The 12,297-nt window shown below is 71.8% G+C and carries 9 protein-coding genes; 5 read left to right on the plus strand and 4 right to left on the minus strand.

Features of this window, described 5'->3' with window-relative positions:
* Window positions 1–106: 106 nt before the first annotated feature.
* The 4 genes from ACFO6Q_RS14020 to ACFO6Q_RS14035 form a co-directional block, all read right to left on the minus strand.
* On the minus strand, window positions 107–721 hold the full coding sequence (locus tag ACFO6Q_RS14020; protein ID WP_380021727.1) for an NUDIX hydrolase: 615 nt from the start codon (window positions 719–721) through the stop codon (window positions 107–109).
* A gap of 147 nt (window positions 722–868) precedes the next feature.
* On the minus strand, window positions 869–3,130 hold the full coding sequence (locus tag ACFO6Q_RS14025) for a YncE family protein (protein ID WP_380021728.1): 2,262 nt from the start codon (window positions 3,128–3,130) through the stop codon (window positions 869–871).
* A gap of 166 nt (window positions 3,131–3,296) precedes the next feature.
* Complete coding sequence (locus ACFO6Q_RS14030; protein WP_380021729.1) at window positions 3,297–4,118, minus strand: ferritin-like domain-containing protein; 822 nt, start codon at window positions 4,116–4,118, stop codon at window positions 3,297–3,299.
* An 86-nt stretch (window positions 4,119–4,204) separates the two neighbouring features.
* Complete coding sequence (locus ACFO6Q_RS14035; RefSeq protein ID WP_380021730.1) at window positions 4,205–5,050, minus strand: 23S rRNA (adenine(2030)-N(6))-methyltransferase RlmJ; 846 nt, start codon at window positions 5,048–5,050, stop codon at window positions 4,205–4,207.
* A 114-nt stretch (window positions 5,051–5,164) separates the two neighbouring features.
* On the opposite strand from ACFO6Q_RS14035, the gene ACFO6Q_RS14040 reads away from it, so the two are divergent.
* From ACFO6Q_RS14040 to ACFO6Q_RS14060, 5 genes are all read left to right on the plus strand, one after another.
* Complete coding sequence (locus ACFO6Q_RS14040) at window positions 5,165–6,991, plus strand: DUF885 domain-containing protein (protein ID WP_380021731.1); 1,827 nt, start codon at window positions 5,165–5,167, stop codon at window positions 6,989–6,991.
* A gap of 220 nt (window positions 6,992–7,211) precedes the next feature.
* Window positions 7,212–7,394, plus strand: coding sequence for a hypothetical protein (locus ACFO6Q_RS14045; protein WP_380021732.1), 183 nt, complete (start codon window positions 7,212–7,214; stop codon window positions 7,392–7,394).
* Between the two features lie 97 nt (window positions 7,395–7,491).
* The gene (locus ACFO6Q_RS14050) at window positions 7,492–7,902 is read left to right on the plus strand and encodes a ketosteroid isomerase-related protein (RefSeq protein ID WP_380021733.1); all 411 of its coding nucleotides are present in this window, start codon (window positions 7,492–7,494) and stop codon (window positions 7,900–7,902) included.
* 26 nt (window positions 7,903–7,928) lie between these two features.
* The gene (locus tag ACFO6Q_RS14055; RefSeq protein WP_380021734.1) at window positions 7,929–10,304 is read left to right on the plus strand and encodes a winged helix-turn-helix domain-containing protein; all 2,376 of its coding nucleotides are present in this window, start codon (window positions 7,929–7,931) and stop codon (window positions 10,302–10,304) included.
* Window positions 10,305–10,496: 192 nt separating this feature from the next.
* On the plus strand, window positions 10,497–12,215 hold the full coding sequence (locus tag ACFO6Q_RS14060) for a hypothetical protein (protein ID WP_380021735.1): 1,719 nt from the start codon (window positions 10,497–10,499) through the stop codon (window positions 12,213–12,215).
* Window positions 12,216–12,297 lie beyond the last annotated feature (82 nt).

A 12,297-nucleotide genomic window follows, 5' to 3' on the forward strand; every position in this document is an offset into this window, starting at 1 on the left:
TCCCCGGTTGGATGGCGGCGCCAGTATAGCCGCGCATTATGGCGGCCTTCGGGCGCGGTGGCGGCGCAGGCGTGTCGCCGCGGGCCGCCGACGGCAGCCCGGGTCGTCAGTCGCCGCTGCAGTCGACGGCCGTGTGGATCACTGAGAACGGACGGCGGATCGCGTAGCGGCCGCCCGGCGGGTTCTCGCGGTAGTCCACCTCGTAGCTGCCGCTCCAGAACGCATCCGGATCGGCCTGGAAATGGCGCAGCAGGATTTGCGCGACCGGGTAGGGCGTGGCCTCGGCGGCCTTGCCGGGCGCGAACCAGCGCACGTCGAGGCAGTCGGGGCAGTCCGGCGGCAGCTTCGTTTCTCCGCCGGCGTATTCGGCGGTGAACCAGTGGAAGACCACCGACCGGTCGCGGCCGGCGAAGAACTGCTCGAAGGTGCCGACGTGGCGGATGCGCCGCACGCGCAGGCCGTAGTCCGCGGCCATGCGCGTGACGAAGCGGAACGGGGAGAGCCCCGGCTCGACGCTCTGTCCCGGCACCTCCCACAGGTGCTTCCAGTCGACCAGCAGATCGCCGCGCCCGGCATCGCGCACCAGCAGCTTGGCCCGCTGCTCGACCGGCCGCTGCGTCGCCTCGTCGGACCAGGTGCACGAGGCGGGCGGGGCGGCGGCCGCCAGGTTCGCAGCGGCGGCGGCGAACAGAGGAAGCAGGCGGCGTACACGGTTCTTCATCGCGGGAATTTCCGCAGCGGGAGCTGCCGCAACATCGCCCAACGGCGGCGCAGTGACAAGCCCTGCGCACGCCGCATGCGTTCGCGGTCACGCTGGCGCCCGCCCGCACGGCGGCGCATTCCGCACGGAACGCGCCGCCGTCGCCGGCTACTGCACGGTCAGGCTGACCGGCACCACGACGATGCGCTGGTCCGCATCGTTGCTGCGCACGCACAGCGTCGCCGAGTAGCTGCCCGCGTCCAGCGTGCCGGCGTCGAAGCCGACGTCGACCGGCGTGGTCGCTCCGGCGGCCGTGCTGCCGGAGGTGACCGCGAGCGTCAGCCACGGCACGTCGGCCGGCACCGCGCACGGGCTCGGCGGCAGCGCGATGGCGAAGGCGGCGATCTGCGCCGCGGCCGGGTCGGCCGAGATGCCGCCGACCAGGGTCGCGTGTCCGGTAGCGGTGTCGAGGGTGTACATCTGACCCGGCTGCGAGAACACGCTTTCGTCGTTGACGGCGGCGAAGTACAGCACGTTGCTCGACGGATCGAAGTCCAGGCCCTCGGCGAATTCGGCATTGAAGCCGAGCGCGCCGATCGCGGTGGCGGCGCCGCTCGCCTTGTCGATCGCGATCAGCACGTCGCCGTCGATGTCCACGCCGTAGAGCTGGCCGCCGACGTCGGCGGCGATCTCGATGACGCGCCCGCCGCCGGCGATCGCGCCGACCGGCGTGGCGGCACCGGTGAGCGGATCGATCGTGTACAGCGTCGAGGACAGGCTGCCGCTCATCAGCGTGCTGCTCGCGTAGAGCGTGCCGTCGGTCGGATCGAGCGCGAGTCCGCTCCAGTCCTCGCCGTTGAGCGTGGCCGCGACGCCGACCGCGGCGATGCCGGCGTCGGCGGTGTTCACGCGCACCAGTTCGCCGCTGTCGAAGTCCAGCGAATACAGCGTCCCGAAGTCGCCGTCGAGGAAGGCGCCGCCGACCAGGGTGCGCTCGACCGCGCCGACCGGCGTGGTCGAGCCGGGAGCGGCCGCGTCGAAGCGGACCAGCGTGTTGCCGTCGATCGAGTTCAGGTTGACGCCGAAGGCCGGCACCGCGGCGCCGGCCGGCGCGTCGCCGCCGCGGTTCGCCGGCAGCAGCGAGGAGGCCAGCGTGCGCGGCGCCAGCGCGGTGGTCGAGGACGGCGCTGCCGCGGCCGGCGGCGCTGCACGCGAGCGTGCCGCCGGCGCCTGCGCTTCGCTCAGGCTCCAGGTCAGCTCGGCGTCGCCGTCGTTGCCGATGCCGAGCGAAACCTGCGTCGTCGCGCCGGCGGCGACGGTCGCCGACAGGCTGGCCGGATCGACGACGATGTCCGGGCTGCCGGCGGTGACGGTCACGCTGGCGCTGGCCACGTAGCTCGTCATCGGCGTGGGCACGAAGCGGATCGCGCTGCCGGCGGCGACCGCGGCGACGTTGTACGAATACTGATTCGCGCGCGCACCCTGGTTCAGCCCGATCGTCGCCGACAGCCCGCCGTCGAACTCCTCGCCGTCCATGTCGACGTCGGCGTACTGGAACACGATCTCGTTGCTGCCCTCGTGCAGGATCGCCTCGAACGTCGCTGGATCGCTGGCGGTGCCGGAGGAGACGTAGTGCACGCGCTGGTTCCACTGCACGACCAGGCGCCGCTCCGGCGCCTCGCCGAGGGTCTGCGCGAAGACGCCGCCGCCGGTCGCGGCGAAGTCGTCCCAGAACGGCAGGATCGCCGGTCCCAGCGTCGCGTTGGGCAGCGGCAGGTTGTTGTATCCGACCTCGCCGGTCTCCACGCCGAACAGCATCGCGCCGTTGTTGCCGACGCGCACGACGTTCGCGCTGTGGCCGTAGAACGTGAAGTCGAAGCCGATGGGCACGGTGGCCTCGCCGTCGTCGGCGAGGTTCAGGTCCGTGCCGGTCGCGCTGATGTCCTCGAAGGCGTACGGCGGCGGCGCCGCGCCGCCGTCGAAGCCGTCGCCGAAGAGGCGGTCCGGATCGCCGGCGGCGCTGGTGTAGTCGGCCAGCGCGGTGGCGGCGGTCCAGGTCGACAGCAGGGTCTGGCTCTCGCCGACGATGCGCACGTCGTTGTACTGGAAGCTCTCGCCGGGCGCGACGTCCTGCGCGTGGTCCTGCAGCAGCACGCCGTTGCGGTCGTCGACCAGCGTGTGGAAGGCGAGGGTGTCGGGACTGGCGTTGCCGATCGTGTAGCAGAAGTTGACCGGGTCGCCGGCGGTCACCTCCAGCGACTGCGCGTCGCCGCAGCTGCCGGGCGTGAGGTCGGTGGAGACGGTGACGGCGAGCGTCAGCGGATCCTGCCCCTGCGGGGCGGATGCCGGCGCCGCGCAGGCGTGCGGATCGAACAGGGTGGCGAGAAGACAGAGGCCGGCGGCCGCTGCGAGCGGGCGATGACAGGACATGGTTGCACCTCGTCGCGTGGACAGTGCAAGTCCCTTCCCTCGTTGCCTGTGGTCGCCGCTCACCCCGGCTTGCCGGTCCGCTATAGCCAGCGGCGGCTGGGCTGTCAAGTGCGGCGGGCGAGGGCGGTGACGCAGCGGAGCGATCCGCCGCGCGCCGGCGCGGTGCTCAGTTGAGGAACAGCCGCTCGGTCAGGCGCGCCAGCGGCGTCTCCAGCGTGCGCAGCAGGCGCGCGGGCAGGTCGAGTGGCTTGAGCAGCATCTTGACCGTCATGTCGGCCGGGATGTGCCGGCGCAGGAGATCGCGTGCGCGGCTGGTGACGCGGTCGCACTCGGCCTTGTCGGCCGCGCGCTCCGGATAGCGGGCGACGAAGACGTGGCGCAGCGCGATGTCGCTGTCCTCGTCGCGGATCTCGAGCACGCGCTTGAGCACGGTGCGGAACACGCGGAAGCGGCCGATCGACTCGCGCTCGCGGTAGCGGGTGAAGTGCTGGTAGAAGTGCTTGTAGTGGCGAACCTCGTCCTTGCGGATCTGGTCGGTCAGCGCCCGCAGCACCGGTTCCTCGGCAATCGCGTTCAGCGCGCGGTAGAGGCTGGCCGTGCCGGTCTCCACCACGCAGCGGGCGGCCAGCTCCAGGCCGCGGCTGTCTTCCAGCTGCGCCGCCGTGCACACCGCGCCGTATTCGTCCCAGAACGCCTTGAAGCCGCCGTCCCAGTCGAACTCCGGCCAGACGCGGCGGACGTAGGCGGCGAGGGCGCGGCCGTGCTGCAGTTCTTCCTGTTCCCAGTGGTCGGCGAGCCAGCCCTGCAGCTCGGCGTCGCCGTCGAAATGGTCGATCAGGTTGCGCGTGTACAGGTCCGAACCGCTCTCGACGAAGGACGAGCTGGTGAGCAGGAAGAACAGGTCTTCGTTGGGACGGATGCGTTCGATCTCGATGCGATCGAAGCCGATGTTTTCCAGTGTCCAGGGCAGAGGCTGCGCGTAGCTCATCAGGGCCGATGACAGTCGGGGCGGGGAAATATTACCGATTCGCAACAGAAAACATACATCTCCGCCGCCCTGCGCGGCGGCACGGCTCAGCTGCGTCGCAGCCATTCCAGGCGCCAGTCGCCCGCCGGGTCCGCCGCCAGCAGGCGATGCGCCGCCGGCAGCCAGTCCTCCACGGCGCGGTCGAACTGCCACGGCGGATTGACGATCGCCGCGCCGCAGCCGTTCAGGCGCAGCGGCGAATGGTCCGGGTGGATCAGCAGTTCGGCCACCAGCACGTCGGCGTGCGCGCCGCGCAGCCAGCGGTGGAACGGCACGATCGCCTCGCGGCGCTTGATCGGGTACCAGATCGCGTAGATCGCGTTCGGCCAGCGGCGGAAGGCTTCGCCGAGCGCGTCCTGGATCGCCGCGTACTCGCCGGCCTGCGCCTCGAACGGCGGATCGATCAGCACCAGGCCGCGCTTCTGCGGCGGCGGCAGCAGCGCCTTCAGCGCGGCGTAGCCGTCGCGGCGGTGGATCGCGCAGCGCGCGTCGCCGTGCAGGGCCGCGCGCAGGGCGTCGGCTTCGTCTTCCTGCAGCTCGCACAGGATCGCGCGGTCCTGTTCGCGCAGCAGCGCGCGCGCCAGCAGCGGCGAGCCGGGGTAGCGCACGATCTCGCCGCCGGCGCCGGCATCGATCGCGCGGACGCGCTCGAGGTAGTCGCGCAGCGCCGCGGGAAGCGCGTCGGCGGCGAGCAGGCGCTGCACGCCGTCGGCGGCCTCGCGCGTGCGCGCGGCTTCCTCGCCGCGCAGGTCGTACAGCCCGCGCCCGGCGTGCGTGTCGACGTAGCAGAACGCGGCCGGCTTGGCGCGCAGCGCCTCCAGCAGGCCGATCAGCAGGGTGTGCTTGAACACGTCGGCGAAATTGCCGGCGTGGAAGGCGTGGCGGTAGTTCATGGGGCGCGCAGCTTGCGGCCGTCCGCGCGCCGCGTAAAGCCCATGACTTCCGCGCGATGGCCGGGCGCGCGGCGAACGGCTAGGCTGGCGTTTTCCACCGGGGAGGGGATGCGCGTGCGGACCGTACTGAAGTGGCTGTTCCGGCTGATCCTGCTCGGCGTGCTGGTGTGCGCGCTGCTGTTCGTGCACGTGTGGTACTTCAAGCCGTACAAGATCGACTGGTTCTACGCGCGCGTGTTCGGCCAGTTCGCGCTGCAGAGCCCGGAGATGCTCAGCAGCATGCGCATCCTGCCGGCCTGGGCCGATTTCTACGGCAGCAAGCTCGACGACGCCTCGCCGGCGCAGGAAGACGCGATGGCGGCGATGCTCAAGGCCGACGTCGACACCCTGCATCGCTACGACCGCGACGCGCTCGACCGCGAGGGGCGGCTGTCCTACGACGTGCTCGACTACTTCCTGACGATCCAGGTCGAGGGCGAGCGCTTCCGCCGCCACGATTTCCCGGTCAACCAGATGTTCGGCGTGCAGTCGAGCCTGCCCAACTTCATGGCGCAGACCCACCAGGTCAAGAGCGAGGCGGAGGCGAACGCCTACGTCGCGCGCCTGGACCGGTTCCCGGCCAAGTTCGCGCAGGTGATCGAGGGGCTCAAGCTGCGCGAGGCCGGCGGCGTGGTGCCGCCGAAGTTCACCGTCGACGGCGTGCTCGAACAGATGAACGGCTTCGTCGGCGTGCCGGCGAAGCAGAACATGCTGTACCTCACGTTCAAGGAGAAGCTCGACAAGATCGCGCCCGAGACGATGCCGCAGGCGACGCGCGACGCGCTGCTCGGCCGCGTCGAGACGGCGATCGACAACAGCGTGTATCCGGCCTACCGCAGCCTGATCGACTACTTCACCGCGCTCAAGCCGAAGGCGCAGAAGAACGAGGGTGCCTGGAGCCTGCCGGACGGCGACGCCTACTACGCGTGGTGCGTGCGCATGCACACGACCACCGACATGACGCCCGAACAGGTGCACACGCTCGGCCTGGCCGAGGTCGCGCGCATCACGGCCGAGATGGACGCGATCCTGCGCGGCCAGGGCCTGACCGAAGGCACGATCGGCGCGCGCGTGCAGCAGCTGGCGCGCGCGCCCGACGCGACCTTTCCGAACACGCCGGAAGGCAAGGCGGCGATGCTCAAGCAGTACCAGGCGATCCTCGACGAGGTGAACGCGGGACTGGGCGACGCCTTCGACGTGCGGCCCAGACTCGGCGTCGAGGTCAAGGCGGTGCCGGAGTTCTCCGAGAAGACCGCGCCGGGCGCCTACTACGAGCCGGGCGCGTTCGACGGCTCGCGGCCGGGCGTGTTCTACGCCAACATGCGCGACGCCACCGAGACGCCGAAGTTCGCCATGCGCACCTTGGCCTACCACGAGGGCATTCCGGGTCATCATTTCCAGATCGCGATCCAGCAGGAGCTGCAGGGCGTGCCGTTCTTCCGCCGCGTGCTGCCGTTCACCGCCTACTCGGAAGGCTGGGCGCTGTACGCCGAACGGCTGGCCTGGGAACTGGGCTTCCAGAAGAACCCGCTCGACGACCTCGGCCGGCTGCGCGACGAGATGATGCGCGCGGTGCGCCTGGTCGTGGATTCGGGCATCCACTACAAGCGCTGGACGCGCGAGCAGTCGATCGCCTACATGATGGACAACACCGGCATGGCCGAGTCCGACGTCACCGCCGAGATCGAGCGCTACTTCGTCGCCCCCGGCCAGGCGCTCGCCTACAAGGCCGGCATGCTGAAGATCCTCGAGCTGCGCGAGCGCGCGAAGGAAGCGCTCGGTCCGAAGTTCAAGCTCAGCGACTTCCACGACCAGGTGCTGACGCACGGCGCACTGCCGCTGTCGCTGCTCGAACGCGTCGTGGACGAATGGTCGCGGCCATCTTCCGATGGCCGAGGATGAGGCAGGTCGAACGCCGCCGTCGGGCGGCGTGAGGGAACGGGGAGCGCTCCATGGGAAGCGCTCCACGCACACACTCCCGTGAAGCGCTTGCGCCACTCCCATCCGTCACCCGGCGGCGCATGACAGTCGTCACCATCGATCCCTGACGCCCGCTTCTGCCCGTGGGCGTCGCCGATCGCGACGATGCTCCCGCACCGCTGGAGGTGCGGGAGGAAGCGCCATGAACATCTCGATTCCGGGTCTGTCGCCGTCGCAGCGCGAGCTGCTCGACCGCTACCTGCCGGCCGTGCTGGCCCTCGTCGTCGCCTGGCTGGTCGCGCGCGGTCTGAAAAAGCTGTTCTGGAACGCCTTCGGCCTGTACTGGGCCTTCCAGGCGCTGCACGTGTCGCGCGCGTTCTGGTGACGCCGGCGCGACCGGCCGCGACCCGATGCCGCAGACGGCGCGGCGCGGCGCGAGGTTGCTACCATGGCGGGCCATTCCATCCGCCGAGGTCGCCGCCATGTCCGCGCAAGACACGATCGCCCTGATCGAGAGCTACTACGCCGCATTCAACCGCGGCGACTGGGAAAGCATGCTCGCGCACCTGACCGACGACGTCGCCCACGACCTCAACCAGGGGCCGCGCGAAGTCGGGCGCGAGACGTTCCGCGCGTTCCTCGCGCGCATGGACCGCAGCTACGCCGAGCGGCTGGAGAACATCGTCGTGTCGTCCGCGCCGGACGGCGCCCGCGCCGCGGCCGAATACGTCGTGCACGGCACCTACAAGGCCGACGACGAGGGCCTGCCGGCGGCGAACGGGCAGAAGTACGTGCTGCCCGGCGGCGCCTTCTTCGACATCCGCGGCGGCCGCATCGCGCGCGTGACCAACTACTACAACCTGCAGGACTGGATCGCCCAGGTCGGCGGCTGATCGGCAGCCGGCGGGGGGAGGCGCCGATGGCACGTCCGGTCTATCGCTTCGGCGAGTTCCGGGTGGATCCCGTCGCGCGCGAATTGTGGCGCGGCGACCAGCTCGTCGCCCTGCCGCCGCACGTGTTCGATTGCCTTGCCTACCTGATCGCGCGGCACGATCGCGCGGTCGGCCGCGACGAGCTGGTCGCGGCCGTGTGGGGCCGGACCGAGGTCAGCGACACCCTGCTCGGCCAGACCGTGCTGCGGATCCGGCGCGAGCTGGGCGACGACGGCAAGGATCCGCACGTTCTGCGCACGATTCCGCGCTTCGGCTATCGCTGGGTCGCGCCGCTGCGGATGGCGGAGGATGACGCCGACGCGGCGATCGCCGCGCCGGCTTGCACGCTGGAACCGGCCGAAGCCGTCGAGGTGGACGATCCGCCGGCGCCTGCGCCGCCGCCCCGTCGCACCCGCCCATTGGCACGGCCGGCGCTGGCGGCCGTGCTTGCCGCGCTCGTCGCCGTCGTTGCCGTGGCGCTCGTGCAGCGCGGGCGCCACTCCGCGCCGCCGGCGGCGATGCCGGCAGCGCCGGCGGAAACCGCCGCGGTGATGCCGGCCGCGGTCGAGCCGGGCGCGGAATGGGCCTGGATGCGCCTGGGCGTCATGGACGTCGTGGCGACGCGGCTGCGCGGCTCGGGCCTGCCGACGGTGCCGAGCGAGAACGTCATCGCCCTGCTGAACGCGCCGCCGGCGCATCGCGCCGGTTCGCTGCGCGAGGCGGCCGCGTTCCGGCTGCAGGTATCGCCGCGCGTCAGCCGCCGCGGCGACGCCTGGGAGGTGAGCCTGGATGCCGACGACGGCGCCGGGCAGCGCTTTTCCGCGCAGGCCAGGGCGCGCGATGCGACCGAAGCGGCGCGCGAGGCCGCCGATCGTCTGCTCGTCGCGCTCGGACGCAGCTCGCCGCCGCGCAAGGGCGAGCCCGCACCGCAGTCGGAGCTGCTGCAGCGCATCGACGCCGCGATCCTCGCCGACGACCCGGACACGGCGCGCGGCCTGATCGAGCAGGCGTCCGTCGACCGGCATTCGCCGGAGCTGCAGCTGCGCCTGGCCAAGATCGATTTCCGCGCCGGCCACGTCGACGCCGCGCAAAAGCGCCTGGAGGGACTGCTCGCCGACGCCCCGGCGTCGACCGCGCCGGTGCTGCGCGCGAGCATCCTCAACGGGCTCGGTGCGGTCGCCATCCGCAGCGATCGTCCGCAGCAGGCCGAACAGGCCTTCGCGCAGGCCGGTGCCTTGCTCGCCGGACAGGCCGAGCCGGAACAGCTCGGCCAGGCCTATCTCGGCCGCGCCGGCGCGGCGGCCATGCAGCGGCGATTCGAGGACGCCTCGGCCGACTATGCGCGCGCACGCGTCGCGTTCCGCGAGGCGAACGATGCGCGCGCGCTGATCCGCGTGGATGCCAACGAAGGCTTCCTCGATCTCGACCGCGGCCGGCCGGCGCAGGCCCTGCCGCAACTGGCCGCCGCCGCCGACGGCTTCGCGCGCTGGGGAGCACTCAACGAAGCCGTGTTCGCGCACATCGGGCAGATCAGCAGCCGCCTCGCACTGCTCGAAGGCGCGGCGGCTTCGGCCACCGCGGATGCCGCGGCCGCGCTGGCCGAGCGGGTCGGGAACGTCTCGACCAAGGACTCGCTGACCATCGCACGCGCGCGGGCGCTGTCGGCGGTCGGGCGGCTGGGCGAGGCGAGGGCGTCGCTGCAGCGCCTGCGCGAGGCGAACCCCGACCCGGCGGACGTGACCGCAGCGGCCGCCGCCGTGCCGCTGGCGCGGATCGAGCTGGACGGCGGCAACGACGCGCGCGCCGCGGAACTGGCCGCGTCCGCGGTGGCCGTGCTGACCGACGCCGGCTACGCCGGCCTGCGCGCCGATGCCTGGCTGACCCAGGTGCGCGCGCTGGCCAGGACGAACGACCGCGCCGGCGCCGCCGCGCAGGCCGCCGCCTTCCAGGCCTGGGCCGCGCAGACCGGCGGTCGCGCGCCGACGCTGGCGCAGCTCGCGCGTGCCGACGTCGCCTGGCGCTTCGTCGAGAGCGGCTGGCGCGGCGAATTCGACGCCGCGCGCACGCTGGCCGACGCCGGCGGCGTGCCGGCCGACGTCGCCCAGGTCGCGATCGACCACGCCGGTGCGCTGATCGCCGTCGGCGAGCTGGACGCGGCGGAAGTCGAGGTCGGCCGGATTGCGCGCTGGTCCGGGCAGGATTTCGCCTGCGCCGTGCTGGAAGCGCGCTTCTATGCCGCCCGCGGGCGCGACGCGGCGCGCCAGACGGCGCTGGCCCGCGCCCGCGAACTGGCCGGCGAGCGGCCGATCCCCGCCGAGGCGACCGCCGTCGCGGTGTCGGCGCGCGAGGCGTCCGCGCATTGAGCGGCGCGGCGCCGGCGGCCCCGGGCCGCTGCGCGCCAACGGATCCCGAATCGATCCCGAATGGAGCGCGAATGGTCCGTGCCGGCCCGGCGCGGCCACGATGCCTGCGTTCCGGTCGTCGCCATGCGCCGTCCCCTCCGTCCGGATCCGCCGTCACCGGCGCCGGCGCCCGATATTCTGAAGGAGAGAGGCATGCGTCATTCCGTTTGGGCCGGGTGGATCCCGGCCCTGTTCTGCGCCGCGGCCACCGCCGGCACGCTCACCACCCTCGACGATGCGCAGAACGGATATCTGTCTTCGATCTCGCGCAACGGCCGCATCGCCACCGGCTCGTACGTCACCGACGTTTTCGCCGGCGCGTTCCGCTGGCGCAAGGGTGCGGGCAGCGAGAACCTCGCGTTCGGCTCGGGCATGGGCATGACCTCCTGGGCGCAGCCGATCGCCGGCTCGGCCACCGACGTCGACGGCAACATCGTCGCGGCGCTGGCCTATTCCGATTCCGAAGCCAATGGGCCGTTCCTGATCGGCGCCTTTCCCGGCTCCGCGCCGCAGGACCGCTTCTACAGCCAGGCCTACGGCATTTCCGACACCGGCGTCGTCGTCGGCCTGGCGCGGGATCCGTCCGGCAACGCGATCGCGTTCCGCTGGAGCGCGGCCGAAGGCATGAGCCGGCTGGCGGTGAACCGCCCCGACACGTTCTCGCGCGCCAACGGCATCAGCGCGAACGGGCAGACGATCTACGGCTGGAACGACCAGCCCAGCGGCTACCGTTCCGGCGTGATCTGGGTCAAGGGCACGCCGATGGACCTGCACAACCCCGGACCGTACGGCGACGCCTTCGGCTCGCCGCCGGGCGAGGCCTTCGGCAGCAATCGCGACGGCAGCGTCGTGGTCGGGCAGGGCTATTACACCGAGGACCCGGTCATGAGCCAGGGCTGGCGCTGGAGCGCGGCGACCGGCCTGCAGCCGATCGGCATCATCGCGCCGCCGCCCGAGCGCGGCATCCGCGAGGCGTTCGCGCGGCTGCGCCCGCCGGTGCGCCCGCATGCGGAGCGCTCGCCGCGGCCGGACGGCTTCTTCTATGCGCCGCAGGCCAATCCGCTCGGCGTCAGCGACGACGGCAGCATCATCGTCGGCAACACCGGCGACGGCCAGGTGCAGCAGGCCTTCATCTGGACGCCGGCCGACGGCATGGTGCTGCTGAGCGACTACGCGCCCGCGCACGGCATCACGATCCCGGACGGCATGTTCCTGATCTCGGCCAGCTCCATCAGCAGCGACGGCAAGATCCTCGGCGGCATCGCGATCGATCCGACGCAGAGCTACGTCGTGTCCTGGATCATGGACTTCCACGATGCGGCGCCGCGCGAGACGATCCTCACCGCGCAGGGCAGCATCGCCGCCAACGACCTGGCCGAAGGGCCGTTCGCCGGCTATCCGGTCGGCGCCGCGGTGTCGATGACGTTGCGCTTCGCCTCCGACGGCAGCACGGTGGTGCCGGGACACGAAGCGGTCTACACGGTCGCGCCGGACAGTTTCCGGCTCACCGCACGCTACCAGGATCCGGTCGATTTCTCGCATCATTCGGCCACCGAGACCCTGTCGGGCGCGGGCGCGCTCCTGCGCATCCGCAACGACGATCCGCGTGCCGACGGCGTCGAGCTGTCGCCGGCCGCGGTGGCGACGGACGGGCAGAGCGTGGAGCTGTCGCTGTCCGATGCCGCCGGTGCGCTGTTCGACTCGGAAGAGTCCACCTACATCAACCGCACCTTCGGTCCGCCGCAGCTCGACGCGACGGACTGGTCGCTGCGCGGCAGCGACGGTCGCGCGATGACGGTGTCGCTGCAGTGGGTGAACATCGCCGACGTGGCGGAGGACAAGCTCTTCGAGGACGGCTTCGACGGCGGCTGATCGACGGCATAATCGCGCTTTCGCCAGTCGCCCGAGGAGTGGCGTGACGCGTCGCCGCTGCGATGCGTCACGCGTCGCGTCA

It is taken from the genome of Dokdonella ginsengisoli, assembly GCF_042652785.1.
GTDB classification, from domain to species: domain Bacteria; phylum Pseudomonadota; class Gammaproteobacteria; order Xanthomonadales; family Rhodanobacteraceae; genus Dokdonella_A; species Dokdonella_A ginsengisoli.

What these genes read in the sequence shown, in the direction of transcription:
- ACFO6Q_RS14035 (WP_380021730.1), bottom strand. Translation starts at nt 5,050, where the DNA reads ATGAACTACCGCCACGCCTTCCACGCCGGCAATTTCGCCGACGTGTTC.
- ACFO6Q_RS14050 (WP_380021733.1), top strand. Translation starts at nt 7,492, where the DNA reads ATGTCCGCGCAAGACACGATCGCCCTGATCGAGAGCTACTACGCCGCA.
- ACFO6Q_RS14055 (WP_380021734.1), top strand. Translation starts at nt 7,929, where the DNA reads ATGGCACGTCCGGTCTATCGCTTCGGCGAGTTCCGGGTGGATCCCGTC.
- ACFO6Q_RS14020 (WP_380021727.1), bottom strand. Translation starts at nt 721, where the DNA reads ATGAAGAACCGTGTACGCCGCCTGCTTCCTCTGTTCGCCGCCGCCGCT.
- ACFO6Q_RS14030 (WP_380021729.1), bottom strand. Translation starts at nt 4,118, where the DNA reads ATGAGCTACGCGCAGCCTCTGCCCTGGACACTGGAAAACATCGGCTTC.
- ACFO6Q_RS14025 (WP_380021728.1), bottom strand. Translation starts at nt 3,130, where the DNA reads ATGTCCTGTCATCGCCCGCTCGCAGCGGCCGCCGGCCTCTGTCTTCTC.
- ACFO6Q_RS14045 (WP_380021732.1), top strand. Translation starts at nt 7,212, where the DNA reads ATGAACATCTCGATTCCGGGTCTGTCGCCGTCGCAGCGCGAGCTGCTC.
- ACFO6Q_RS14060 (WP_380021735.1), top strand. Translation starts at nt 10,497, where the DNA reads ATGCGTCATTCCGTTTGGGCCGGGTGGATCCCGGCCCTGTTCTGCGCC.